The organism is Corallococcus terminator (genome assembly GCF_049194865.1).
Classification (GTDB): domain Bacteria; phylum Myxococcota; class Myxococcia; order Myxococcales; family Myxococcaceae; genus Myxococcus; species Myxococcus terminator_A.
Genome location: NZ_JBLZWL010000144.1, coordinates 1 through 24,773, shown reverse-complemented (window position 1 = coordinate 24,773; position 24,773 = coordinate 1). Strand labels below are relative to the sequence as shown.

At 69.6% G+C, this 24,773-nt stretch carries 26 protein-coding genes; 8 read left to right on the top strand and 18 right to left on the bottom strand.

All coding sequences use genetic code 11. The features are described 5' to 3' along the window. Positions 1–21 precede the first annotated feature (21 nt). The 3 genes from ACN469_RS43005 to ACN469_RS42995 are packed head-to-tail and all read right to left on the bottom strand — an operon-like array spanning position 22 to position 1,758. Positions 22–825 carry a flagellar M-ring protein FliF gene (locus ACN469_RS43005; RefSeq protein WP_498778144.1) on the bottom strand — a complete coding sequence of 268 codons (804 nt, stop codon included), beginning with the start codon at positions 823–825 and terminating at the stop codon, positions 22–24. 13 nt (positions 826–838) lie between these two features. Further along, entirely contained in the window at positions 839–1,321 is a 483-nt protein-coding gene (locus ACN469_RS43000) for an EscF/YscF/HrpA family type III secretion system needle major subunit (protein WP_498778142.1), read from the bottom strand. A 17-nt stretch (positions 1,322–1,338) separates the two neighbouring features. After that, positions 1,339–1,758: a hypothetical protein gene (locus ACN469_RS42995; RefSeq protein WP_498778190.1), complete on the bottom strand. Its 420-nt coding sequence runs from the start codon at positions 1,756–1,758 to the stop codon at positions 1,339–1,341. 275 nt (positions 1,759–2,033) lie between these two features. Here ACN469_RS42995 and ACN469_RS42990 point away from each other — a divergent pair, with 275 nt between their 5' ends. Next, positions 2,034–2,360 carry a PilZ domain-containing protein gene (locus tag ACN469_RS42990; RefSeq protein WP_498778140.1) on the top strand — a complete coding sequence of 109 codons (327 nt, stop codon included), beginning with the start codon at positions 2,034–2,036 and terminating at the stop codon, positions 2,358–2,360. Positions 2,361–2,381: 21 nt separating this feature from the next. On the opposite strand, the gene ACN469_RS42985 is transcribed toward ACN469_RS42990, so the two are convergent. Continuing rightward, on the bottom strand, positions 2,382–2,789 hold the full coding sequence (locus tag ACN469_RS42985; RefSeq protein ID WP_498778139.1) for a response regulator: 408 nt from the start codon (positions 2,787–2,789) through the stop codon (positions 2,382–2,384). A 371-nt stretch (positions 2,790–3,160) separates the two neighbouring features. Here ACN469_RS42985 and ACN469_RS42980 point away from each other — a divergent pair, with 371 nt between their 5' ends. Then, positions 3,161–4,591, top strand: coding sequence for a tetratricopeptide repeat protein (locus tag ACN469_RS42980; RefSeq protein ID WP_498778137.1), 1,431 nt, complete (start codon positions 3,161–3,163; stop codon positions 4,589–4,591). A gap of 12 nt (positions 4,592–4,603) precedes the next feature. Here the strand turns inward: ACN469_RS42980 and ACN469_RS42975 are convergent, their stop codons facing one another. The 9 genes from ACN469_RS42975 to ACN469_RS42935 form a co-directional block, all read right to left on the bottom strand. Further along, positions 4,604–4,972 (bottom strand): STAS domain-containing protein, encoded by a 369-nt coding sequence (locus ACN469_RS42975; RefSeq protein ID WP_498778135.1) that lies wholly within the window; start codon positions 4,970–4,972, stop codon positions 4,604–4,606. A 99-nt stretch (positions 4,973–5,071) separates the two neighbouring features. Next, positions 5,072–5,782 carry an SH3 domain-containing protein gene (locus ACN469_RS42970; RefSeq protein WP_498778133.1) on the bottom strand — a complete coding sequence of 237 codons (711 nt, stop codon included), beginning with the start codon at positions 5,780–5,782 and terminating at the stop codon, positions 5,072–5,074. After that, entirely contained in the window at positions 5,779–7,644 is a 1,866-nt protein-coding gene (locus ACN469_RS42965; RefSeq protein ID WP_498778131.1) for a BatD family protein, read from the bottom strand. Before ACN469_RS42965 ends, ACN469_RS42970 begins: the two co-directional genes overlap by 4 nt. Beyond that, positions 7,628–8,620: a tetratricopeptide repeat protein gene (locus ACN469_RS42960; RefSeq protein WP_498778129.1), complete on the bottom strand. Its 993-nt coding sequence runs from the start codon at positions 8,618–8,620 to the stop codon at positions 7,628–7,630. The genes ACN469_RS42965 and ACN469_RS42960 overlap by 17 nt, the downstream gene beginning before the upstream one ends. Further along, the gene (locus ACN469_RS42955) at positions 8,617–9,675 is read right to left on the bottom strand and encodes a VWA domain-containing protein (RefSeq protein ID WP_498778127.1); all 1,059 of its coding nucleotides are present in this window, start codon (positions 9,673–9,675) and stop codon (positions 8,617–8,619) included. Before ACN469_RS42955 ends, ACN469_RS42960 begins: the two co-directional genes overlap by 4 nt. After that, positions 9,672–10,682 (bottom strand): vWA domain-containing protein, encoded by a 1,011-nt coding sequence (locus ACN469_RS42950; protein ID WP_498778126.1) that lies wholly within the window; start codon positions 10,680–10,682, stop codon positions 9,672–9,674. Before ACN469_RS42950 ends, ACN469_RS42955 begins: the two co-directional genes overlap by 4 nt. Next, a complete protein-coding gene (locus tag ACN469_RS42945) occupies positions 10,657–11,655 on the bottom strand; it encodes a BatD family protein (protein WP_498778124.1) in 999 nt (332 codons plus the stop codon). Before ACN469_RS42945 ends, ACN469_RS42950 begins: the two co-directional genes overlap by 26 nt. Continuing rightward, complete coding sequence (locus tag ACN469_RS42940; protein WP_498778122.1) at positions 11,652–12,533, bottom strand: DUF58 domain-containing protein; 882 nt, start codon at positions 12,531–12,533, stop codon at positions 11,652–11,654. The genes ACN469_RS42945 and ACN469_RS42940 overlap by 4 nt, the downstream gene beginning before the upstream one ends. Positions 12,534–12,551: 18 nt before the next feature. After that, the gene (locus ACN469_RS42935; RefSeq protein ID WP_498778120.1) at positions 12,552–13,541 is read right to left on the bottom strand and encodes an AAA family ATPase; all 990 of its coding nucleotides are present in this window, start codon (positions 13,539–13,541) and stop codon (positions 12,552–12,554) included. A 183-nt stretch (positions 13,542–13,724) separates the two neighbouring features. Here ACN469_RS42935 and ACN469_RS42930 point away from each other — a divergent pair, with 183 nt between their 5' ends. Then, a complete protein-coding gene (locus ACN469_RS42930; RefSeq protein ID WP_498778118.1) occupies positions 13,725–14,630 on the top strand; it encodes an alpha/beta fold hydrolase in 906 nt (301 codons plus the stop codon). A 9-nt stretch (positions 14,631–14,639) separates the two neighbouring features. On the opposite strand, the gene ACN469_RS42925 is transcribed toward ACN469_RS42930, so the two are convergent. The 3 genes from ACN469_RS42925 to ACN469_RS42915 are packed head-to-tail and all read right to left on the bottom strand — an operon-like array spanning position 14,640 to position 17,838. After that, entirely contained in the window at positions 14,640–16,055 is a 1,416-nt protein-coding gene (locus ACN469_RS42925) for a M14 family metallopeptidase (protein ID WP_498778116.1), read from the bottom strand. 23 nt (positions 16,056–16,078) lie between these two features. Beyond that, positions 16,079–16,978: a type VI immunity family protein gene (locus ACN469_RS42920; protein ID WP_498778114.1), complete on the bottom strand. Its 900-nt coding sequence runs from the start codon at positions 16,976–16,978 to the stop codon at positions 16,079–16,081. Between the two features lie 23 nt (positions 16,979–17,001). Further along, a complete protein-coding gene (locus ACN469_RS42915) occupies positions 17,002–17,838 on the bottom strand; it encodes a hypothetical protein (RefSeq protein WP_498778112.1) in 837 nt (278 codons plus the stop codon). Positions 17,839–17,985: 147 nt separating this feature from the next. Between ACN469_RS42915 and ACN469_RS42910 the strand changes: the two genes are divergently transcribed. The 5 genes from ACN469_RS42910 (at position 17,986) to ACN469_RS42890 (ending at position 21,894) form a co-directional block, all read left to right on the top strand. After that, positions 17,986–18,996, top strand: coding sequence for a DUF2157 domain-containing protein (locus ACN469_RS42910; protein ID WP_498778111.1), 1,011 nt, complete (start codon positions 17,986–17,988; stop codon positions 18,994–18,996). Between the two features lies 1 nt (position 18,997). Beyond that, positions 18,998–20,104, top strand: a complete 1,107-nt coding sequence (locus ACN469_RS42905; protein WP_498778109.1) for a DUF4401 domain-containing protein — start codon at positions 18,998–19,000, stop codon at positions 20,102–20,104. Then, positions 20,104–20,733: a GDYXXLXY domain-containing protein gene (locus tag ACN469_RS42900; protein ID WP_498778108.1), complete on the top strand. Its 630-nt coding sequence runs from the start codon at positions 20,104–20,106 to the stop codon at positions 20,731–20,733. Before ACN469_RS42905 ends, ACN469_RS42900 begins: the two co-directional genes overlap by 1 nt. A 94-nt stretch (positions 20,734–20,827) precedes the next feature. After that, positions 20,828–21,076: a hypothetical protein gene (locus ACN469_RS42895; protein WP_498778107.1), complete on the top strand. Its 249-nt coding sequence runs from the start codon at positions 20,828–20,830 to the stop codon at positions 21,074–21,076. Further along, on the top strand, positions 21,073–21,894 hold the full coding sequence (locus tag ACN469_RS42890; RefSeq protein WP_498778105.1) for a biliverdin-producing heme oxygenase: 822 nt from the start codon (positions 21,073–21,075) through the stop codon (positions 21,892–21,894). The genes ACN469_RS42895 and ACN469_RS42890 overlap by 4 nt, the downstream gene beginning before the upstream one ends. On the opposite strand, the gene ACN469_RS42885 is transcribed toward ACN469_RS42890, so the two are convergent. Together ACN469_RS42885 and ACN469_RS42880 are read right to left on the bottom strand one after the other, a co-directional pair. Continuing rightward, positions 21,864–22,667, bottom strand: a complete 804-nt coding sequence (locus ACN469_RS42885; RefSeq protein WP_498778103.1) for an SDR family NAD(P)-dependent oxidoreductase — start codon at positions 22,665–22,667, stop codon at positions 21,864–21,866. The two genes, ACN469_RS42890 and ACN469_RS42885, sit on opposite strands and share 31 nt — an antisense overlap. Before the next feature lie 82 nt (positions 22,668–22,749). Then, entirely contained in the window at positions 22,750–24,474 is a 1,725-nt protein-coding gene (locus ACN469_RS42880; RefSeq protein WP_498778101.1) for a sigma-54-dependent transcriptional regulator, read from the bottom strand. Between the last annotated feature and the right edge of the window lie 299 nt (positions 24,475–24,773).

Here is a 24,773-nt window from a genome sequence, read left to right as displayed (position 1 = left end):
ATGAGAATCTCCGTCGCCTGCTCAGGCGACCTTGCGAGTCGCTCCAGGCGAGAGCACGGGACGCGCAGGGACGGGCGGCGCGGGAGGCACCACGCTCTGCTCCCGGTAATGACGCATCCGCAGCGTCACCCACACCAAGGCCCCCGACAGCCCCGTCACCAACACGCCCAGCACGGCCAGCAACCACCGCAGCCTGGACAGGGACGACAGGCCACTCGCCGGGACCACTTCCACCCTCACGGGCACCTCATCCACCAGCAGCGATATCGACTCCACGGAGAGCCCCTCAACCCCTCCCGCCAGGAGCGCCCTCAAGACCTCCGAGGACTGCCGCACCCTCGCCGCACTGCCCGGCGTCACTCGCAGCATCGCCGAGGCCTTGGAAGGCACCGCGGCCTGCCCGGGCCGTGGCACGGGAGGCACCACCAGGTGGACGCGCGCCAACAACACTCCCTCCACGGATTGGAGCGTCTTCTCCAGGCCCCGCTCCAGCACTCGCACCCTGCACACGCCCTCTTCCACCGGCGTGCGCACCAGGCCACCACCACCAAAGACATCGCAGCCGACCTCCGCGGCGGGCCTCGGCAACCCCAGTTCGGCGAGCACTCGCACCGCGTCCGAGGACTGGTCTCCGGTGACCTCGATGGCCCAGGAGGGCTTCTTGCCTCCCTCCGGTACCTTGCGAGCATCGAGGCCACGTTCGATGAGCACGGACTGCAGTTCGTTGGCCTGTCGCTCATCCAGGCCGTGCTGGATGCGCTCCCGACATGCCGTGGCGCTCAGGAGGAACAGGAAGAGAAGCCAGCGTCGGTCACTCGAAGCCATGTGCACGAGCTCCTCAAACCTGCGTCTGGAGGACCTGCTTGACGCCACCGGTCGCCTTCTCGACGACCTTGCCGGCGAGGTCGAGCTCCTGGCTCGCCCGGTAGACCTGGGCCTGCAACGCGAGCAGCTCCCCGGGCGAGAAGTCTCGCCCCGACTCCGCCATCTCCAGGATGCGGTCCAACCGCTTCTGCGCCTGCCCCACCCGCTCCAACGCCTGCGCGGCCTGCTGCTCTCGCGCCGCCTGGACGGAGTCCACCCGCGCCCCGGTCTTCACTTCCGAACATCCCGCCGCCGCCTGCGTCCCCGTGCCCTCGACCCGCGCCACACCCCGCGAGGCCTCGACGGCCGGACGCGCCGCGCCTTCCGTCGTCGCCGACGGCGTCGTCTCTCGCGCCGGACCTCGGACCCCCTCCAGCACCTGGTCGAATCGCTCCCGGCCGGGCTCAACCGACGTCGGGCCCGCGCCACCCACCGCTCCTACCTTGTCCACGCTCATGGCTCGCCGCGCCCCTCTCAGCGGATGTTGTTGATGGCGGCCTTCGCCGAGTCGTGGCGGACCTTCATGATGTTCGAGATGGCGTTGTGCTCGCGGCTCTCCCGCTGCATCTCGTTCTGGAGCTGCAGATAGGCCGCGTTGAACTTCTGGCCATCCTCGCTGAGCGCCTTCTGCGCCTGCAGCAAGTCCCACCCATCCCCATTGCCCGACGGCGTTCCCAGCGAGGCTCCCGCCCCGGACGTGGACGCGCCCGAGGTGGTGGTCGTCCCCATCGGCACCACCGAGGAGATGGCCATCTTCGTGCTGGAGACGGCCGCGCTCAGGATGGGGCCCTGCGGAATCATCCCGCCCACGAGTCCCGCCCCCTTGCTCACCACCTGATGCGCCGCGTGCGCCAACACCGTGCCGAAGTCATTGCGCGGCGTCTGCCGGGGCATCGTGGTGGTGATGCTGAGAGACTGAAGCCTGCGGTGATTCGGGTCCAAGAGCTGCCTCCGGCGGCGGGTTGCCGGCGGGGCCAGTTCAGACGACGTGCCAGCCGAAAACCCAAGCAATCCCGCGCGCATGGCCACGACTCGCGCGCGCCTGAAGCTCCAAGGCCCGGGAAGAGCGTCCAGCCGATGGGACGCCCGCCGCGCGGACGGAAACTTGCCTCACACGCAGGCTGCCTCAGAGTTGTCGCACCCTGTCGCAGTCGTGAGGAGCCGAGCCGATGCACACTTCCAATGGTGGACCCCCTATCGCCGAGCGCTTCCACCCGCGCGTCGAGGCGGCCCTTCCCGTGAAGGTGCTCCTGCCCGGACGCGCCGTCATGGCTCGCGCCCGAGACGTCTCCATGGCGGGCCTGTTCCTGCTCGCGCACCCCGGTGACGCCCAGCGCCAGCTCACGCTGAGCCTGCCGCTGCCGGGCGAAAAGGAGATCGTCACCACCTGCACCATCCGCCGCCGCGAGGCGGACGGCGTGGCCCTGGAGTTCGGCGAGCTCGACTGGGACGACCTCATCGCCCTGGCGCGCTTCCTCCACCCGCGCCTGCCCTGAGCGGGGACGCCCCCCGTCTCGTCAGCCCGGCTCCGAGCGAGGCGGCGCCACGCGCAGCCGCTCCACCAGCGCCATCAGCTCCGCGCCTCGGAAGGGCTTGTGGATGTAGCCATCCGCTCCCGCCAGCGTGGCGCTCTCCATGTCCGACTTCTTCGCCTTCGCCGTGAGCATGTAGAGCGGCACCGTCGCGGTGACGGGGTCGCTCTTCAGGATGCGACACACGGAGATGCCGTCGAGCTGCGGCAACACCACATCCATCAGGATGAGGTGGAAGGGCCGGCTGCGCGCCAGCTTCAGCCCCTCCAACCCGTTGGCCGCGCACACCACCTCCACGGTGCCGTCGCTCAGCATCGAGCGCACCAGCTCCCGGATGACCGGTTCGTCCTCGACGAGCAGGATGTGGAAGGGTGCCTGGGACATGCCAACCATGTTTCTCCGGCGCGACTCTGGACCTCAGAGGGACGATGCTTCGCGGGCGCGCCACCCCCACTGCCGGTGCCACCTGCCGCGCGCGGTATAGCCCCGCCAACACCACGCGCACCAGGGTCGCCCCATCATTTGTGTGGAGCACCATGCATCGGCCTTCTGTAAGCCCATGGCGGAAGGGGTGCCTGACTTCCGCGCCTGCCCGCCCATCAGCCTGTCTGACAGAGGGATGAAGCCATCTTTCCCGCCAACAGCGGCCTCCCCAGGCCCTGTTTCCACCCCGCCCCCTGGGGCGTCGCGGTGATGGGGGCCCGGAGCGCTATGATGGGTCCGAAATGGCCGCAAAACTAGAATGTCCAGAGTGCAGGGGCACGGTGGAAGAGGACGACTTCCAGTGCGAGCACTGCGGGTTGCTCCTGGACCCGGAGCAGGCCAGCGGGGAGTACATCATCACGGAGCCCACCATCGTCCGGGCCATGCTCTCTCCGCCCCAGCGCAGCAGGACCATGGAGGTGCCCAAGCCTCCGCCCCAGCGTCCCGCGGCGCACGACCTGGCCACCGCGCGCTTCACCGTGCCGATGGACGCGAACACCGTGCCGCGCCTGCGCGCCGGACTGAACATCGCGTTGCAGCCCCTGCACCCGTTCGAGGCGCACATCGCGTCCTTCGTCGACGGAGTCCACGCCGTCCCCCAGCTCGCGCTCGCGGCGCGGCTGCCTGAAATCGAGGTGAAGGTCGTCCTCAAGGCCCTGCTGGAGCGAGGGGTGCTGGAGCTGCACCGCGCGCCTGTCAGTCCCCCACCGCGCAGCCGGACCGCCGAGCTTCCCGTGCTCGATGGCAGTGAGTTCCTCACCCCGGAGGCACCCGAGTTCGACGACGTGGAGCCCTCCACGCTCCAGGAGGAGGACGCCCCCACGCTCACCGGTGAGCGGCCCGCCATGCTCATGGCCCTGGGCGCGGAGGAGGAGCTGTCTCCCATGGCGCTCGGCGACGAGGAGCCCCTCACGCATCCCGCGCCCCGCCCTCCGAGGGCCACCGCGCCCGACGAGCGGCCCCGCCCGAGCGCCCCGCCCGTGTCACGCGCGCAGCCGACTCGCAACATGCGGCCCGCCGTCGGTCAGGCTCCTCGGCCTGGCGATGTCGCCGAGCACGTCACCCATCCCAGCACGCCCGCGCCGCCCGCGAGGGCTCCCCAGGCTCCGCCGCCCCTGCCCTCCGCGCGCACCGGACCCGCTCCCGCGACACGGGGCACTCCTGCTGGACTGGGTGGGTCGACTCGCGTCGCCTCCCCCGTCTCCGTGACGGCCCCCGCCGTGCCGCCGCTGCCTCCTCGTCCCGCACCTCCCCCGCGCCTCTCGACGAGCTCCGCCCCCACGCTGCCCGCCGCGCCCTTCCCCTCGGCGCCGGGCCCCGTTGCCACCCAGCAGCAAGCCCCGCGCCCCGTGCGCCCCAACCTGCCCCTGGACGCGCCCGTGCCCGTGTCAGCGACGGAGGACTTCCTCCAGCGCGCGGTGCGGCTGGAGCGCGGAGGCCACGTGGACCGCGCCATCGAGGTCCTCACCAAGGCCATCGACCAGGCCCCCGAGGCCGCCGCGCTCCACAGCAAGCTCGCCCTCATCCTCGTCCACCAACGCAAGGACTACGTCCGGGCGGCGCGGCTGCTGGAGCGCGCGGTGGAGCTGGAGCCGGGCAACACCGTCTTCCATCAGAATCTCCTGAAGGTCGCCGGGCTGGCCGCGGCCTCCGCCGAGCGCAAAAACCACAAGCCGGGGCTCTTCGCCCGCCTCACCGGCAAGCGGAGCTGAGCGGTCCGCTGCTCAAGGAGCGCCGCTGTCCAGCAGACGCTCCGCCTCCTCCAGCGAGAAGGCGAGGTGCGCGTCGTAGCCCATCTCTCGACTGGTGCGCTCGAACAGGACCGCCGCGTCAAACGAGCGGCCCACCACCCGCACCACGCGACGAAACCCTCGGGCCTTCGCGGCCTCCATGATTCGCCGCAGGTGCTCCGTGCCCTCCGGGTCCAGCGACGTCACGCCCTTCAGGTCCGACAACAGGTCGAATCTCGGACGCAGCCGGTCAATGGCCCTCACCGCCGCGTCACCGACGCGCTGGGCCTCCTCCTTGGCGATGTCTCCCCAGATGCGCACCACCAGTCGGTTCTTCCCGACATGGGTCTCGACTTCGAACACGGGGCTACGACCTCCAAGGAAAACCCGCCATTCCTTGAAGACAGTCTACTCCCGGCGTCGCGTGCGCTTCCAGGTTTCGTGGTCCGGGCGTCGGAACGCTCAGATTTCGGCCACGCCCTCACGCTCGGCCCAGCCCTCCAGGCCGTTGGGCAGCCGGATGCGCACGAAGCGCCCGGTCTCCTCCAGCAGGCGCACCTTGAGGCCCGCATGCACCTCGAAGATGGAGCGCGCGCCAGGCTGCGGCAGCTCCCGAGCCACCAGCGTGGGCGACAGCACCACCGCCTCGTGCACCGTCTCGTCCACCCACGCGTGCGCGGCCAGCAGGGCACCCGAGGGCACCGCCACGGCGAACAGCAGCGCGGCCACCACTCCCACGCCCGTGCGACGGCCCGGGGTCAGCCACCGCCACACCAGCAGGAGCAGCAGCGCGCCCACCCAGGTGCCCAGGAAGGTCCACGCCACCACGGTGCCCTCCGTGGCCGCCGTCACGCGCGGGAGGAACTCCTCCTCCGCCGTGGCCCCCACCACCTTGTCCACCTGCCGCGCGCGCGCCACCGCCAGGTTGGCCTCCAGGTCCGGCACGCGGCCGCCCTGCTTCTTGGCCTGCTCCAGCGAGAGCACCGCCCGGCCCAGGTCTCCTCGCGCCAGGTGCGTGGTGCCCAGGTTGTAGAGGACGTCCGCGCCGCCATGGCCGTGCGAGAGGAGCTTCTCGTAGCCCGCCTGCGCCGCCGCGTAGTCCTCGCGCGCGTACGCCTCGTTGGCCTTCAAGAAGACGTCCTGCGCCTCTTCCGGCGAGTAGTACCCGCTCACGCCCAACCCTCCATGGCCGCGACCGCGGCATCCATCACCTTCTGTCGCGCGGCGGCATCACCCCCACCGCCATAGCGGCCCAAATCACAGGCCTCCAGCACGTACAGCACCCGCGCGCGCCGCTCCTGCGCCACGCCCGCCGCCGTCATGCGCTCGCCTATCGCCTCGCGCGTGAGGCCAATCACCGGACCGCCCAGGCGCGCGCCCAGGAAGCCGTGCAGCGCCTTCTCCACCTCGGTGTAGAAGGCCCCCGCGTCCGCGCCTGCCCGGAGCTTCTCCGCCTCCGCCAGTCGCTTGCGCGCGGCCTTCGCCTGCTGACGCCCCTTGTCCGCCTCGGTGCGCGTCGCCAGCCGGCCTCGCACACCGCCCAGGAGCGCCGCGCCCGCCAGCAGCCCCAGCGGGGCGAGCACCAGCGGGACGAAGAAGCCTCGCTTCCACGGCGGCTCGGACGGAGCGACGAAGCGCGCCTGGTAGCGCACCGGCCGCAGCCCACCGGACGTCAGCACGTTCTTCTGCTCGTTGGCCGAGTCCGCCACGTGCGCCGACGACGTGGGCGGAGTGGCCGCGCTGCCCGCCACGGGCTCCACCGTGACGGTGATGGGGTCCGTGCTCGCGACCTCGTATTTCCGCGAGCGTGCATCGAAGAAGGGAAACTCCAACCCAGGCAGCGTGAAGGTGCCCGTGCGCTGCGGCATCACCAGGTACTCCATCACGCGGCGGCCCTGCACCCGGTTGCGCTGCGGCGTCACCTTGTCCGTCGTCGTGGGGTCATAGATTTTCAGCGCGGCGGGGCCCGTGAGCTTCGGCGGGGTGACGTTCTTCACGTTGCCCGAGCCCTCCAGAATGACCTTCACCGTGACGGGCTGGCCCAGCTCCACGCGCGTCTGCGACACGTCCACCGACAGCCGCCACTGGCCCACGTTCGCGTTGGACATGCCCTGCGGCGCACCCGGAGGCAGCGGGGCCACCTTCACCTTGAGCCCGTTGGACACGCGGTGCACGCGGTGGCCGGCGAAGAGGAAGCCCGTGGTGATGTCCGCCTCCGCCGGGGAGATGTTCAGCGTGCCCGACTTCACCGGGAAGAGCGCGCGGCGGCGCAGCAGATAGGCCCGGTACGGCACGCCGTCGACGACCTTCTGCTCGCCCGACAGCTGCGTGGGGCTCTCCACCTCCTCCGTCCAGAAGCCCTCCAGCTTGGGCATGGTGACGGCGTCCACGCTGGACAGGTCCACGCGCGAGTAGATGTAGAGCGACAGCGTCACCTGCTCGCCCACGAAGATTTCGTCCCGGTCCAGGCTCGAGCGCAGGAACAGGTCCGAGTCCCCTCGGGGAATGGAGGGTTCGTCCTCCGGCTCGTCCGCGAACGGGTCCGGCAGGCGCGAGGGCATGTTGGAGAACGGGTCCGGCAGGCGCTGCTGCTGCCGCCCGGCTTGCGCGGGAGGCGGGCCCAGTCGTCCCGGCTTCACGTCGATGCGCACGGAGTCCGTGCGATGCGTCTTGCCGCCCGTCGTCATCTCCGACGGAGGAATCGTCAGCTTCCCCGCGCGATTGGCCCGCATCACCAGCACGTACTTGGTGACGTCCTGGATGTTGGCGGGACCGCCACCGGACCACGAGACGGAGCGCTGCGTGCTGCGCGAGCTGTTGACGACCTCGAAGTCGTCCGACGCAGGCAGCTTCACCTTGGCGTCGGCGGGTGCATCCACCGTCACCACCGTGAGCAGGAAGGTGTCCTCGCTGCCCACCTCCTCGCGGTTCACCGTCTGGTAGAACTCGAGGCCCGCCGCCCACGCCGGCGCCGAGGCCAGCAGGGCCAGCCCGACGAGCACCGCCACGGGGCCGCTGCTACCAGTCCTTCTCATTGGGCTTCCTCTGCTTCTTCTTCTGCTGGAAACGCCAGAGCTGGAGATTCTTCTCGTTCTGCTTCATCGCATCCAGCAGGCGCTCCGCCTCCTGCCGATCCAGCTCCGAGGGACTCACTCCACCATCCGCGCGCGAGTCTTCCGCGTCACCTTCCGACTCGCTGCCGCCATCCGACCCGCCATCCTGGGGGTCGCCCTCGCCGTCATCGTCACCGCCGTCGGCGCCACCGTCGCTGCCGCCATCACCCTTCTGCGGAGGACCCTCCTGACCGCCGTCCCCGCCATCCGCGCCGCCGTCACCCCCACCGTCAGCGCCGCCATCTCCCCCGCCATCCGCGCCACCGTCAGCGCCGCCGTCGGCACCGCCATCCGAGCCACCGTCCTCACCTCCGTCGGTGCCTCCTCCATCCACGGGACTGCCGCCGTCCGCCTTGGTGCCGCCGTCCTCGCCTCCGTCGGGCCGCCCGCCATCCGTGCCGGAGTCACCCCCACCATCCGAGCCACCGTCCGCCGAGTTGTCCTGCGGAGGAGGGAGGTTGCGCAGCACCACCTCGTAGTTGTGCCGGGCCTGCACGTCCTGCGGGTCCAGGGTCAGCGCGCGTCGATAGGACTTCAGCGCCTCCACCCTGTCTCCCGTCGTCGCGGCCAGGTTGCCCAGGTTGTACCAGGCCTTCTGTCGCAGGTCGGGACGGTTGGACTCCGTCACCCCGCGGAAGACCTCCTGCGCGTCCTTCACGCGGCCCAGCTTCGCCAGCGCGTCGCCCCGGTTGAAGTCGACCGCCGGGTCATTGGGCCGCTCCTTCTTCGCGTCCTCGAACGCCTTCAGCGCCTCCTCGTAGCGGCCCGCCAGGTACGCCTCGCGGCCCTGCTGCACCCGCGGATGGTCCCTCTCCAGCGGACCCGCGCCGAACGCCGATAGCGGCAACACGAGGCACGCCACACACGCCAGCACCCGCGCTCCGAGGTTCGTGCTCATGACGACCTCCGGCGCGTGGACGGCAGCAACAGCATCCCCAGCGCGAGCAGCGCCAGCCCGGGGATGGCGAAGGACTGGAAGCGCTCGTCGTAGCGGACCGTCACCCGGCTCTCGAGTTCGCTCTTCTGCATCTGGTCGATGCGCTCCACCACCTGGCTCATCGCCACGCCGCGCGGCTGGAAGAAGAAGGCCCCACCGGTGGCCTCCGCGATGGCTGTCAGCCCCGCGCGGTCCAGGCGCGTAATCACCGTGTCGCCCGTCGAGTCCTTCTTGTAGTCCACGAACTCGCCGTTCCTGTTGAAGACGGGAATGGGCTCGCCGGACTCGGACCCCACACCCACCGCCAGCACCTGGACGCCCGCCTCCTTCAGCGCATCGGTGGTCTCCCCCACCTCGCCGACGAGGTCCTCGCCGTCCGACAACAGCACCACCACGCGCTCCTTCGAGCCCCGGTCCGCGTTCTCCAGCACCTGATTGGCGAGCCGCAGCGCCGCGCCCACGTTGGTGCCGCCCTGGGGCATGACTTCCGGGTCCACCGCGCGCAGGAACAGCTTCACCGCCGAGTAGTCCGACGTCAGCGGCGACTGGATGAACGCATCCCCCGCGAAGACGACCAGGCCCACGCGGTCGCCCTTCAGCTCGTCCAGGAGCGTCGTCAGCTCCAGCTTGGCGCGCTCCAGCCGGCTGGGCTGCACGTCGCGCGCGAGCATGGACTTGGACGCATCCAGCGCCACCACCACGTCGATGCCGCGCCGCTTCGTCAGCTCGCTCTTGGTGCCACACTGCGGCTGCGCCAACGCGAAGCCGAACAGCGCCAGCCCCAGGCCATACAGACCTCCCTGCGTGGCCGGACGCCACACGGAGATGCCCGGCGTGAAGCGCTCGGCGTGCCGCTCATGCAGCACCGCGCGGACCCGGGAGCGGCGCCGCAGCGACAACGTCAGCGCGAGCAGCCCCAGCAGAACGCCCACCAGCACGAGGCCCAGGAACAGCGGCTGGGCGAGTCCCGCCTGATAGCCGAGCAAGGTGAAGCGCCAGGGTTCCACGGGCGTCACGGGAAGACCCTCAGGAAAGTCGCCCGCAAGAGCAGCTCCAGCGCGGCGAGACCAAAGGCGGCCAGCAGGAACGGATGGAACTCCTCACGGTACGTCGCGGACGCGCCGCCCTCCATCAGCTTGGAGCGCTCCAGCGAGTCGAGCACCTTCTGGAGTCCCCGGCGCAGTCCCTCGGGGTCCGTCGCGCGGTAGTACTCGCCGCCCGTGCGGTCCGCGATGTCCTGCATCAGCTCCGGGTTGATGGGAATCTCCGTCTCGCGCCACACGGTGTTACCGAACAGGTCCGTCCCCTGCGGGAAGGGCACCTTGCCGCCCTTGCCCACGAGGATGGTGTAGATGGGCACATGAAGGGCCTGCGCCATGTTCGCGGAGTCGATGGGCGACAGCTTCCCCGCGTTGTTGTCGCCGTCCGTAATCAGCACCACGACGCGGCTCTTCGCCTCCGAGTCCCGCAGGCGGTTGAGCGACGTGGCCAGCGCATCACCGATGGCGGTGCCGTCCTCCAGCACGCGGGTGCGCAGCTGCTTGATGACCTCCTTGAGCACGCCATAGTCCAGCGTCAGCGGCGCCTGCGTGTACGCCGCGCCCGCGAAGACGACCAGGCCGATGCGGTCGTTCACCCGGTTGGCGATGAACTCGCTGAGCACTTCCTTCGCGACGTGCAGACGGTTCTGCGGCCGGAAGTCGCCCGCCTCCATGGAGGTGGACAGGTCCAACGCCACCACGATGTCGATGCCCTCCACCGACAAGTCCCGCACGCGAGAGTCGCGCACCTGGGGCCGGGCGATGGCCAGCACCGCCGCGGTGACGGCCACCGCGCGCAAGAGCGGCAAGAGCGGCAGCATGTACGTGCGCAGGCCCTTGCCACTTCGGGCGAACACATTCGCCGCGGAGAAGCGCAGGGGCGCGCGAGCGCGACGCTCCCGCCAGGCCTGCACCAGCAGGAGCGGCACGAGCAGCAGTCCCCAGAGCGCCTCGGGGTTATTGAACGCGGGGAGCGGCGGCATTGGCGGGAGCCTGAGGCGGCGGGGGCGGAACGTAGGTCTTGTCGATGAGTTCGTAGCCGAACAGCAGCGCGTCTCGGCAGCTCTCGGGCGACGCATCCGCCCGGGCGTACTTCACCATGTCCGACTCGGACACGAAGCGCATCAGCTTGTCCTCGGGCAGCCCGGGCGGCGACAGCTTGCGCAGCGAGGCCATCAGCTCGGTGCTGGTGCACTCCAGCGCCTCGAAGCCGTAGCGCTCGCCCAGGTAGCCTCGGAGGATTTCGGACAGCCGGAAGAAGTAGTCCTTCACGTGGCCGCGCGCCGGCAGGTTCTCCGCCTTGAGCGAGTCCAGCGCCTTGCGAGTGCGCACGTCCAACGGCAGCGGCGGCGGCAGGTTCACGTGCGTGGGGCGGTTCTTCCACCAGCGCCAGAGCGCCCACGCCAGGAGGCCCGCGGCGAGCGCGCCCAGCAGCGTCAGCACCAGCCGCCACGAGCGGATGGGCACCTCCTGCGGCGGCTGGAAGTCGAACAGGTCGGCGCCCTTGCCCTCCGCGTCCGGCGGCAGCGTGGCGGCCACCTCCACCGGACGGCCCGGCAGCGAGTAGCGACGCGGGCCCTCCGGCGTGGCCACGTCGAACTCGAGCGGCGGCACCTGCACCGTGCCCAGCGCGAAGGCGGACAGGCGCACGGCGAACGTCGTGGTGGTGGTGTCCGGCCCGTCATGACGCTGGCGCGTCTGGTCCAGGAACTCGAAGTCTCCCGTCTCCTTGGGCACCGCCAGTTCGTAGCGGTGGTCCTTCGGATGCGTGAGCACCACGTGGTACGTGAACGGGTCGCCGATGCGGACCTGCTGCGGGTCCACTCGCACCGACACGTCCAGGGGCTGCGTCACCTCATGCGCGGGCGCACCCGGGGGGGGCGGCTGGGCGTTCGCCCCCGCCGGAAGCGTCCCCAGGCACAGCAGCACCGCGAGCAGGGCCATCCACCGGCTCATGCCGCCATCCTTCGGGCCCGCGCGCGGAAGAACTGCGCGAGCGCCTTGCCGTGGTCATCTCCGGCGCGCAGCTCCACGTGGTCCAGCTCCAGCTTCTTGAAGAGCTTGCGGCGCTCGTCACGCGCGCCCTGCATCGCCCGGGCATAACGTCCGCGCACGCCCGGGTCGCTCGTGTCCACGACGAAGCGCTCTCCGGTCTCCGGGTCCTCCATCTCCACCAGCCCCAGGCGCGGGAAGGCCTCCTCGAGCGGATCCTCCACCACCACCGGGACGAGGTCGTGCTTGCGTCCCACCAGCTTCAGCGGCTTCTCGTAGTCGCGCGCCTGGAAGTCGGAGACGAGGAAGGTGACGGCCTTCCGCTTCGCCACCTGCGTCAGGTACGTCAGGCCCGTGGACAGGTTGGTTCCCTTGCCCACCGGTTGGAAGGTGAGGATGTCGCTCACCAGGCGCAGCACGTGCGTGCGGCCCTTGCGCGGAGGAACCACCTTCTCCACCCGGTCCGAGAAGAGGATGAGCCCCACCCGGTCGTTGTTGGCAATCGCGCTGAAGGCAATCTGCGCGGCGACCTCCGCGGCGATTTCGGACTTGGTGCGCTCGCGCGAGCCGAACTCCTTCGAGGCGGACACGTCCACCAGGAGCATCACCGTCAGCTCGCGCTCCTCGGTGAAGACCTTGACGTAGGCCTCGTTCATTCGCGCGGTGACGTTCCAGTCGATGATGCGAATCTCATCCCCGGGCTGGTACTGCCGCACCTCGGAGAAGGCCATGCCTCGGCCCTTGAAGACCGAGTGGTACTGGCCCGCGAGCATGTCGGAGACCACCTTGCGGGTGCGAATCTCCAGCTTGCGGATGCGGCGGATGAGGTCCTTGGGCAGCACGGGTCGCTCGTCGGGCGGTCAGGGAACTTCGACGCGATCAAACACGCGCTGGATGATCTTCTCCGGGGTGAGGTCCTCGGCCTCCGCCTCATACGTCATGGCGATGCGGTGGCGGAGCACGTCGAAGGCGATGGCCTTGACGTCCTCGGGCGTCACGAAGCCCCGGTGGCGCAAGAAGGCGTGCGCGCGCGCGGCCTGCGCCAGGGAGATGGTGGCGCGCGGCGAGGCGCCGAACTGGATGTAGTCCGCCAGATCCTTGAGGCCGTACTTGCCGGGCTCGCGCGTGGCGAACACCACGTTGAGGATGTACTCCTTCACCTTCTCGTCCATGTAGATTTGATGGACGAGCTCGCGGGCGCGGACCAGGTTCTCCACCGCGATGACCTTCTGCGCGCGGGGAGTCGTGCCACCGGACATACGGTCCATGATGACCTTCTCTTCGTCGCGCGTGGGGTAGCCCACCTTCACCTTGAGCATGAAGCGGTCCACCTGCGCTTCGGGCAGCGGATAGGTGCCCTCCTGCTCGATGGGGTTCTGCGTGGCGAGGACGAGGAAGGGCGAGGGCAGCCCGAAGGTCTGGTCGCCAATCGTCACCTGTCGCTCGGCCATGGCCTCCAGCAGGGCGGACTGCACCTTGGCGGGGGCGCGGTTGATTTCGTCGGCGAGGACGATGTTGGCGAAGATGGGACCCTTGCGGACGGTGAAGTTCGCCGCCTGCTGGTTGTAGATCATCGTGCCCACCACGTCGGCGGGCAGCAGGTCCGGGGTGAACTGGATGCGCATGAAGCTGGCGCTGAGCGCGTCCGCCACGGTGCGCACGGTCAGCGTCTTGGCGAGACCGGGCACGCCCTCCAGGAGGACGTGGCCATTGCACAAGAAGCCGATGAGGATGCGCTCCAGCATGTAGCGCTGGCCGACGATGACCTTGCCGGTTTCCTGGTTGAGGACCTCGACGAAGCTGCTTTCCTGCTGCACGCGTTCGTTTAGCGCGCGGATGTCCGTGTTCATGACGCCTCGGTAAGGACTGGCGGCGGGCAGCCTAGGGTTGACCGGGTATCGGGCTCAACACCGCAGAAGGCCGGGCATTCCAGTAAGTTCCGAGCCAGCCCCCCGGAGGGCTCCACCCATGGCCCGCTCTCCCCCCACCCTCTGTAGCACTCCGCGCCGCCCGATGGGGCCCCGGAGTCCCTCATGAAGGGCTCCCCCCTGGCGAAGTCCCCCACGGCGGGCCCGGTCGAGGCGGGCCTCCTGGCCCAGCTCTCCCCCGTGGTGAAGGCGACGGTGCACTGGGTCCCCGGAGGGGGCGCGCTGCGAGTCCTGGAGGGGGGACAGGGCCCCACGGTGGTGCTCCTCCACGGACGGGGCGGGGCGGCCTCCACGTGGTTCGCGTACTTGACGGCCCTGGCCCGAGGGCACCGGGTGCTGGCGGTGGACCTGCCCGGCTTCGGGATGTCGTCTCCTGGCGAGGGGCCCGTCCGCTCGGCCGAGGAGGGGGTGCGCTTCTTCACGGACCCCGTGGAGGCGCTGCTGGAGCAGTTGGCCCCCGGACCCGTGACGGTGGTGGGCCACTCGCTGGGCGGGCTGGTGGGGCTGGAGCTGACGCTGCGGGCTCGCGTGCCGGTGGAGCGGCTGGTGTTGGTGGACGGCATGGGGCTGGGGCCGGAGCTGGAGCGCAAGGCCCGCCTCTTCTTCCACGCGGGGCCGGAGCGACTGGCTCGCGCCCTGGGGCCCTGGGCCTGGGCGCGACTGATGCCTCCGGTGCCGACGCCCCTGGGACAGCGGCTCGGGGAGCTGGGGTACGAGCTGGTGTCGGCCCCGGGAGGGCGCGACGCGGCGACGCGGGCCTTCAATCGACTGGTGCCGCTGACGGGGCCCGTGTTCCACCACCGCGAGCGGCTGGGGGAGGTGAAGGTGCCCGTGCTGCTCATCTGGGGGGAGCGCGAGGACGTCCTGCCCCTGTCGCTCGCCGAGGAGGCCATGCGGCGGCTTCCTCGGGCGCGGTTGCTGCGCGTGGATGCGGCGCACAGCCCTCATCAGGAGCGCCCCGAGCGCGTGCTCCCGGAGCTGAAGGCGTTCCTGGAGGCGGAGGCGCCTTAGCGCGGGGGCTCAGGGGTCGAAGCGGATGACGCGCTCGATGCGGTAGGTGCCGGATGACTCCAGCGGCTTCAGGAGCATCAGGTCCGCGCGCTGGCCCAGGGACAGGGCCTGCTTCGCGGGGCGCGTGAGTTTGTAGGTGTCCCCGGGCTTCGCGCCCTTGCCTGTCAGCGGCACGACGAAGAGTCCCGTGCCGTCCACTGTCTCGAGGGCGCCGAGGATTCGCAGGTCGCCGAGCTCCTCGACCTTGCCGACGTGCGCGAGCTGGAGCCTCTTGCCCTGGTTCCGCACGGCTCGGGTGACGGCGATGCCCACGTCACCGGTGAAGGGCTTGCCGTCCACGCCGAACATGCCGACGCCCTTGAGCAGGAGGTGGACGATGCCGGAGCTCTCGTTCTCGGGGATGGAGTCGTAGCGGGCGACGTCGGCCTTCTCGGCCTGGCCGCTCGCGAGGGCATCCAGGGCGGTGGCGAGCGCGACGAAGTTGAGGCGGACGAGGGGCTCATCTGGAGGCAGCGACGGCCACGCGCCGGTCTCGATGAGGACGGTGGGTGTTCCCCAGAGCGTCATGTTGTCGCCGAAGGCACGCACCTCGAAGGAGTCGTCGTAGCGACCCACCTGCCCTGGCGCGAGCGTCTCCACGGCGTCTCGAATCACCGCGCAGACCTTCTTCGCGAGGATGCGGCCGGGGTTGTCGCTCCGAGCGCGGTCGAAGGCAGCGGCGAGCAGGGAGATGGAGGCGGGGCGGCCGGTGTCGCCGACCCCGTGACGCCAGCCCTGGTTGTGCAGGTTGAAGCCGACGGCGGGCTGGAGCTTGTCACGCAAGGACTTGAGCGCGCGGGCCTCGGGCGTCTGGAGCGAGAGGGCGTCGCGGTTGATGTCGATGCCCTGGGCATTGCGGCGCTGGAAGCGCTCGGCGCCGTCGGGGTTGAGCATGGGCACGGCGTGGAGGGTGAGCCTGGAGAGCAGTCGGGAGACCCACGGCTCCTCGCGATGCGCGCGGAGGTACTCGAACAGGTCCAGCAGCGCGGTGGTCGCGGTGGGCTCGTCGCCGTGCATCTGCGACCAGAGGAGGATGTGGCGCGGGCCGGTGCCCAGGGTGACGTGGTAGAGCGCGCGGCCCTCCACCGAGTGTCCCGCGACCTCCAGTTTGAAGAAGTCGGGAGCGCGGGCCTGGAGGGCCTTGAGGTGCTGCTCCACGTCGGGGTGCCGGACGAGCGGCGCCACCGGGAGAACCTTCGAGTGGACCTGTTCCCACTGCGCCGCGAGCGCCTGGGGTGCGGGAATGGTGAGGGTGGGAGAGGAGGACATGGCGGGAGCGGCGGACTGCGCGGAGTGGGCGTGGACCGTGCCGACGAGGCCCCAGGTGACGACGAGGCAGCAGCGAGCGATGAAGCGACTGTAGCGACTGCGTCCGACGTGGAGCATGGCGGTGTCCTTACCGTCGCGAGTCAATCAAGGAAGCGGCGCTCCCAGCGATGGATTTCTTCCGGGGTGAGGCCGCCCCAGTGGGCGTCACCGTGGGTGTACATCCAAGGTTCGAGGACACGCGCCAGCTCACGGTAGTGCGGCAACGTGTCTCCAGTCTCCAGGTCTCCAGCCTCGGGCCATTCGCCCAGGGACACCACCGCTCGGTCTCCCGACATCTCCTGCACCGTGGTGCCCGGAGATTTCAGTTGAGCGCGCAGCCCCGCCACGCCACCCAGTCCACCGAGGATGGGCTGCCCCAGGAACGTGAGCCAGGAGGCCCCACGCGTTCTTGAACCCATGACGCGGCGAAGCTTGTCAATCCCTGGGAGGTTGAAGCCCGGATGGCGTTGGCTCAGTGCCCGAACGACGGGCGTGTTGTCTCGCATCCAAGCGGCAATGTGAAACGACAATCCCGCGTGTCCCGAAGTAAAAGGCAGTTCCGCACCCAACTCCATGGCGAGATCACGGACTCGGCTCGCTCCATGCTCAAGCAAGAACTCCGTGGGTAGATAGAACTCCACGGACGATACAGGCCGGTGTTTTTCGGACTCGCCCCAAGACTCTATTGGGGACTCTCCTCGATAGCTGAATGAATGACTCAACGACTTCGGGCTATCGCTCAGCTCGATGCGCGCGGAGAGCGGCATCTCGAACTCCGCCTGAACGAACGCCCTGCCCCTCGCGTCAAGCTCCTGCCAGTCACCTTCATTGTCAACGTACTGGGTAAGCGACTCAGATCCCACTGCGGCTTCATAGCGGGACAAAGACTTCGCCACCGCCTGCGCAATCTCGTCGTGATTGCGGTCCACGTAGAAGGTGATGCACACGCTGTCTCGCAGGATGAGGACCTCTTCATCCTCCGTTTCCACGAGGAACGGCAAACATATCCGTGGATATCGTGGACTCATCTTGTGACCCCGTATCCAGGCGAGACCTGGACAGATTGCAGCCTTGGCGTCAGGGCCGAATCGTACAACTCTCCTTGCGTGAGTCGTCTTCCAGAACTATCCGTTGCAGAAGTGGGTCCCCATCTGGGCGCGCTCAAATCCGCACACGGGAATTTGAAGTCGTAGATCCTCTGCACCGAGAGGGGATTTCCGGAAGCATGGATGACGAGGTCCGGGACCAGTGTTCCCACCAAGAGGCGGAACAAGCCATCCTCGATCCAGCGTCTTACTTCCTCGGGGTCGAGCAAACGCAGTCTGCCCGTCTGCGGGTCTCGGAAGTAACGAGGCTCCACACTGAAGCTCTCCGGAAACCGCTCTCCCAATCTCGCACGGGCGCACTCCAATGCAACCTCGTGCTTGGCGCTCCCCATTTCCATGGCCCACGTCACCACGTTGTTCCTCGCATCGCGCCTCGCCTCTTTCGCGCACCACTCCCGGGTTGGCCTCTTCCCTTCCCCCAGCATCCGCTCATTCACCTCGAAGTTGGCCTGCTTCGCACAGTCCATGAGCACCGCCTCCACCTGGGCGAGCTCCGCCGCCTCCAGGAACCGGAGCGTGGCGACCACCGTCCGCGCCCCTGAAGCAGTGCGTGCCAACCACGGCAGGACGGCATCCTCTCCCACCTGCGTGTAACAGGCGGGATTCTTCAGGCACGCGTTCGTCGCCGAGTCCACCGTCTGCTCGTAGCGACCAGACCGCGAGTGCCTCCCGGTGCTCGTCGTCGAGCACCCGGCCAGCAGCACGCAGACCCACCACGTCATGACTCGAAGCGAGGCAAGCAAGACCTGGGACATGGACTCCGCTCCCTCTCGAACGGCACCACCCGACCTCGACTGCTCGCGACGCGGGCAACCTACCATGCCCCTTCGTGAGCCCGCCTGGGCTCGCCCCTGGTCCGCGTGGCTCCCGTGTGGACCTCGTCTTGGCTACACTGCGCGGCCGTGCCGAAAGACCTGCTCGACCTCGATGCGACCCCCGAGCGCCTCCGCGCGCTGACGGACGCCAGCGTCATCCCTCCGTCCAACCTGGAGCGCGCGCTCTACCTGTCCACCGCCTCGCCTCCCGCTGAAGCCTGGCGCCGCTTCGTGTCGTCCACGCTGCTGGCACTCGGCTCGCTGCTGGTGCTCTCCGGCGTCATCTACTTCTTCGCGTACAACTGGGCCGCCCTGCACCGCTTCGGCAAGATGGGCCTCATCGCCGCCGCCATCGCCGGCACCGCGCTGGGCGCTCGCAAGCTCGGCGACAGACTCGCCGGCCAGTTCTGCCTGCTCGCCTCCGCCGTCCTCGTCGGCGCGCTGCTCGCCGTCTACGGACAGGCCTACCAGACGGGCGCGGACCCGTATGAGCTGTTCGTCGGCTGGGCCTTCCTCATCCTCCCGTGGGTGGCCATGTCGCGCTTCCCACCCCTGTGGATGCTGCTCGTCGTCCTCGCCAACACCGGCCTCGTCCTCTTCCAGCAACAAGTCCTCGGAGACACGGGCCGGTTCATCAACTGGCTCGCGGTGGCCTTGGGCCTCCTCAATGGCTTCGCCTGGGCCACCTACGAGCACTTCGCCAACCTGCGCGTCCCCTGGCTCCAGGTACGGTGGATGCCTCGCGTGCTCGCGGTGCTGACCGTCGCCCCGCTCCTCGCCGCCGCGGTGGCCTTCATCGTCATCCCCTCCGAAGCCGGCGCCGGCGCCGGCTTCGCCCTGCTCCTGATGTTCGCGACCTTCGCCGCCGACTACGCACTCCACCGCCACCTCCGCGGCGAGCTGTTCCTGCTCACCCTCGGCGTGCTCGGCCTCATGACGCTCGTCACCACCGCCGTCGGCCGCGTCCTCATCGTCGACTTCGATACCAACACGCTCACCCTCTTCATCCTCCCCTTCGTCGTCATCGGTCAGGTCGCGCTCGCCGTCGGTTGGCTGCGCACCGAGGCCCGCGCCACCGGCGCCTCCGAGGAGTCCTGACATGTCCCTGCGTCCCTCCCTCCGAGACGTCCTCCAAGGACTCCAACACGAAGGTCAGCTCGATGAGCACGCCGAGGCCCGCGCGCTCGCCACCCTGGAAGTCCACCAGCGAAACAGCACCGCCACCCCCTGGTTCGTCAAAGCCCTCGCGGGCTTCGGCGCCTGGATTGCCGCCGGCTTCCTGCTGAGCTTCTTCGGCTGCATCGGCATCCACAATGAAGAGGCCGCCCTCATCGTCCTCGGCGTCCTGCTCTGCGTCGGCGCCACCTTCCTCCGCCGCTCGGGCCAGGGCGCCTTCCTCGAACAGCTCGCCCTCGCGCTCGCCCTGGCCGGTGTGGGCCTCATCACCACCGGCATCGCCATCCTGTCCCGGAACGAGAGCATCCCCGCCATCACCCACTTCATCGTCTGCGCGGCGCTGCTCTTCACCTTCCCCGACCCCATCCTGAGATTCCTCGCCACCCTCAACATGGGCGGCGCGGCGCTGTTCCTCCTCTGGGATGGACTGGGCGGCATCGGCCTGGACCTGGGCATCCTCGCGTGCGCGGCGCTCATGCACGGCCTCTTCCTCTTCCAGTCACGCCTGACGGCCGGCCCCCGCGGCGACCTCGTCCGCCCCGTCGGCTTCGCGCTCGCGAGCGGAATCCCGGGGGTGCTGCTCGCGCGAGGCCTCCCCGAGGTCATCGGCACCTTCTTCTTCGACCGCGTGGCCCTGCCTGTCCCCTCCCTCACCGTGGGACTCACCGCCATCACCCTCTTCACCGCGTGGAACGTCATGAAGGAGCTGAAGCTGGACCCCGCGGGAGGAGCCGGCGCCGCCGTCTTCGCCGCGCTCACCGTGACGGCCCTGCTCACCCCTCACACGCCCGCGGTCATCACCTCGGTGGGCCTGCTGACGCTCGGCTTCCACCGCCGCAGCAACATCCTGCTCGGCATCGCCGTCGCGTTCCTCCTCGCCTCGGGCGGCTGGTACTACTACGACCTGGGCCTCACCCTGCTGGCCAAGGCCATCGCGCTGGCGGGCAGCGGCCTCGTCTTCCTCGCGCTCCGCCAGGCCCTCTCACGGCGACACCCCGCGCCCCCCACGACGACCGCGGAGGCACACTGATGCGCTCGACGCTCTTCTTCCTCGGACTCGCGCTCGCGCTCCTCGTTCCACTGGGCCTCGTCGTCCAGAAGGAGCACGTCCTCGCCACCGGACAGAGCGTGCTGCTGGAGCTGGCGCCTGTAGACCCGCGCTCGCTGATGCAGGGCGACTACATGGTGCTCGACTACGACGTCAGCCGCGCCCTCAACGCCGACGGCCCCAGCGGCCCCAGCTCCGGCCTGCTCGTGCTCAACCTGGACGAACACGGCGTCGGGCACTTCGTGCGCATCGACAGCCCCGACCAGCCCCTCGCCCCCGGAGAGCTCAAGCTGCGCTACCGCCGACGCAACGGCAGGACGCGCCTGGGCGCCGAGTCCTTCTTCTTCCAGGAAGGCCACGCGGCCCACTACGAACAAGCGCGCTACGGCGAGCTGCGTGCCACTTCCAACGGCTCCAGCGTCCTCGTCGGACTCAGGGACAAGCAACGCCAGCCGCTCGTCGCCGGGCCCGCTACGGCAGCATCCCCCACCGTCGACACGGCAGCGTCTCCCATCGACGACATGGAAGCGCCTCTGCCTCCCACGGACGACATGGAAGCGCCGCCGTCTCCCACCGACGACACGCCACCGCCTCCCACCGACACGCCGTAACCCCACCGAAACCTCCCGGGATTGACTCCCGTTCGGGTTTCGCGCATCATCTTGTTGATTTCGATAATCAAAATCAAAATCAAGGAGACACGAGATGCTCGGTCAGGGATGCGGCAAGAGAGTGCTTGCGCGGGGGCCATGCGCCGAGGTGACGCGCTGCACCTGTGGTCACATCCATCTGGCCCTGGGCCCGGTGACGATTCGGGTGGAGGAGGAGGTGCTGCGCGCCATTGGCCTGACGATGGCGGAGGCACTGCAGAACCTGGACGAGCCGGAGCGTGGGCACGCCGAGGAGTCCGATTCCGAGTCCGCGTCGTCACTGCTGGGCGGGTGGAAGCAGTGAGCGCCACCGGCACCCTGCGGGTGTCGCGGACGGAGCAATCCGCGCGCGTGCGGCGCCTGAGCGAGAACGAAGCGGAGGCGCTCACTCCGGCCGAGCCCCGCGTGACGGCGGCGCCACTGTCCGTGTTGCTCGCGGAAGGCACGGCGCGGGCCCATCAGCAGGCCGAGCGCTCCATCTTCATGCAGGCCCTCTTCGTGGACACCTGGGACGGCATCTACGGCCAGTTCGTCCAGGCCCAGCACTACGTGAGCTATCTGCGCCAGCTCCACGTGCTCTACTCGACGTTCGAGAGCGTGCTGCCGCGCGTGGCGCGCACCGCGCTGACGCCCGTGCTGTTGATGCCGGAGCTGCGCCGCGCCACCGCGCTCGAGGCGGACCTGGCCTACTTCTGCGGCGAGACGCGCACGGAGACCTTCGCGTGCGTGGAGACGCGCCTGCACGCGGAGCGGCTGCGCGAGGTGGCGGAGGACGCGCCGCACCTGCTCGTGGCGCATGTCTATGCGCGGTGCGTGCTGGACTTCTTCGCGGCGCCGGAGCGCGCGCGCGTCATCACCCGGGCTTTCGAGCTGGAGGACTCACGCGGCACCCTGTTCCACGGCGCGGCCACGCCCCTGGAGCTGGCGGAGTTCCGCGTGCGGCTCCACTCCCGCATCGACGGGCTGGAGTTGGAAGAGGACGAGGCGCGCGAAATCATCCAGGAGGCGCGCATGGCCTTCCGGCTCCAGGCGCTCGTGTGTGACGAGCTGGCGCGAGGCGCGACGGGAATCACGTCCGCTCCGGGCGGCGGCTACCGGGGCGGATTCAGCGCGTCCCAGTAGCTGTGCAGGCCCCGCAGGTGGCTGCCTCCGTCCACGAAGAGGCTCTCTCCCGTCACCCAGGAGGACTCCTCGGAGCACAGGAAGGCGACGGCGCGGGCCACGTCCTCGGGCATCCCATGGGCGCGGCCCAGCGGGGTGCGCGCGAGCAGCTCGCGGCGCACCGTCGGCTCTTCGATGAAGGCGGCGGCCACGGGCGTGAGGGTGGCGCCCGGCGCGACGACGTTGACGCGGATGCCATGGCGCCCCAGCTCCAGGGCGGCTGACCGCGACAGCTGGGCCAGCGCCGCCTTGGAGGCGGAGTAGTGACCGAACCCCTCCGTCACCACCTCCTGGCAGAGCGAGGAGACGTTCACCACCGCGCCGGCGTGCTTCTCCGCGATGAGCGCGCGGGCGAACGTCTTCATCATCAGGAAGGGCCCCTTCAGGTTCACCGCGAGCACGCGGTCCAGCTCCTCCTCCGGCAGGTCCACGAGCAGCGTCAGGGAGAGTGAGCCCGCGTTGTTCACCAGGATGCCGGGCAGCCCCAGTTGCGCGGTGGCGACGGCGTGGGCGCGCGCGACGTCCTGCGCCCGACACACGTCGCCAGCGAAGGGCACGGCGCGAGCACGCCCCTCCGCCTCCCGATTGAGGCGCTCGGCGGCCTCGGCCACCTTCGTCTCCGTTCGTCCGAAAACCAGCACGCTGGTGCCCTCGCGCATGAGGCGCGAGGCGACAGCCAGACCGATTCCCTGCGCGCCACCCGTGACGATGGCGCTGTTCGAGAGGAGCTTCACGGTTCACCCCCGGGCATCGTGGACCGGGAAGCTAGCAACGGCTCCTCTCGACGAGGATTGTACCGCGGGCCACTGGCCGGACTCAGGCCGCCTCGTCCTCCGACAGCAGGTCCGCGAAGGGCGAGCTCTCCTCACCGAGTGCCTTGTAGAGCGCCTCCACCTTCTCCAGCTCGCGCTTGAGCGCCTTGTGGTGGTTGCGGTTCTTCACCAGGCTCTCGCGGCCGAGCAGCTTGAAGCCCTCGTCGCGCCCCACCTGACGGATGGCCATGCCGAGCACCAGACCTCGGAATGCATCCGCGAGGTCCAGGTCCAGCGGCGCGTTGCGACGACGCGCCTCCGCGACGAACGCCTGCGCGGCGGCCCGCAGCGCCTCTGGCAGCGGCTTGCTGCCCGGTGCCTGCTCGTAATCGAGCGCCCGCGCGACGTGCTTCTCGTGGAGCACCAGCTCTCCACCGGAGACGGCGTGCTCCACCATGGCCAGCGTGTAGGCGCGGCGGACGATGTTGTCGAGCTGTCGCAGGTTGCCCGGCCACGAGCTGCCCACGAGCAGCCGCTCCGCGTCCTGAGTCACGCGCGCGTTGCCCTCGGGCGAGCGCTCGCGGTGACGCCGGTTCACCATGTACTGGGCCCAGAGCGGAATCTCGTCCTGGCGCTCCTGCAGGGCCGGCATGCGCACCGGCAGCACGTTGACGCGGTAGTAGAGGTCCTCGCGGAAGCGGCCCGCGCGCACCTCCGCGTGCAGGTCCGCGTTGGTGCCGATGATGAAGCGCACGTCCGCCTGTCGCTCGCCGGTGCCTTCGCCCAGCGGCCGGTAGCTGCGCGACTCCAGCAGGTGCAAGAGACCCGCTTGCGCCTTCAGCGACAGCTTGTCGATTTCGTCGATGAACAGCGTGCCGCCATCCGCGCGCGCCACGCTGCCGGGTGCGTCCCTCACCGCGCCCGTGAAGGCGCCCTTCTTCCAACCGAAGAGCTCCGCCATCTGGAGGTCCTCGGGCACCGTCACCAGGTCCAACGTCTCGAAGGGCTTGCTGCGACGGTTGGAGCGCTCGTGACACCAGCGCGCCAGCCGCGACTTGCCCGCGCCCGTCGCGCCGCTGATGAGGATGGTCTCATCCTGCAACGCGAAGACGCGCAGGATGGGCAGCAGCTCCGCCATGGAGCGGCCCACCACGGGCAGGTACTCGTCCACCTCCGGCGTGGCCACGGGCCGCTGCGGTAGGCCCGCGAGGTACGGCGAGGCCACGTCCGCGAGCAACTGGAGCTGCTCGCCGACGTCGCGCCAGACGAACTCCTGCCCCATCGCGGCCAGACAGTCGGCCTCCAGGGAGATCATCCCCTCGATGCTGCCGCCCGGCGTGCGCAGCGGCAGCACGCAGACGTGCGTCGCATGGCGCCCCAGGAAGCGCTGGCGGCTCTCGTTGCTGTGGAAGCCCGCCAGTCCCGGGTCGCCCGTCACGGGTGCGTCCGGTGCGTGCGGCTGCACCGTGCCCACGTTGACGTCGATGGACACCGCGCAGCGGTGCTCGACGACGGCGCGCCACGCCGTGGCCGAGGTGAAGAACGGGGTCCCCACACTCGCATCCGTAATCTCAGTGGCTCCCACATCCAGCGCGGCGAGGCGACGATAGGCCTCACCGGGGCGCAAGTGGACGATTCCTCGGAGCACCCTGGCGCGGGCTGCGTACCGGCTGGACGCAACAGCGTCCTGGGCAACGGCCAACATGCGCTTCAGGGTGGTGGCCGCGGCCGTCTCGAAATCCTTCGCCCCCCGCAGCGCGCTCATGAGCTGCGGCATCTCCTCGTGCATCCACTCGCCTCCGTCCGGTGCCATCCGAGAGTACCCGCCAAGGGCCGCTTCGGAAGGAGGCAGTGTAGCGGAGATGAAGAACGCGGAAGGAGCGGCCCCTCCTTCCGCGTTCCCGAACTCGCTGACGGCTGGGCGCCCGGTTGCTCGCGGCGCCACGCGAAACCACCATGCGTGGTTCGTGCCAACAGCCCGTTTCACGTCTTTTCAGGGGGTTGACGTGAAAGGGGGGCTTTGGAGGCCCCAAAGCGCGTCCAAGTGGAACGCAGCTGCGTCCAGACGCGACGCAGATGGGACGTGCC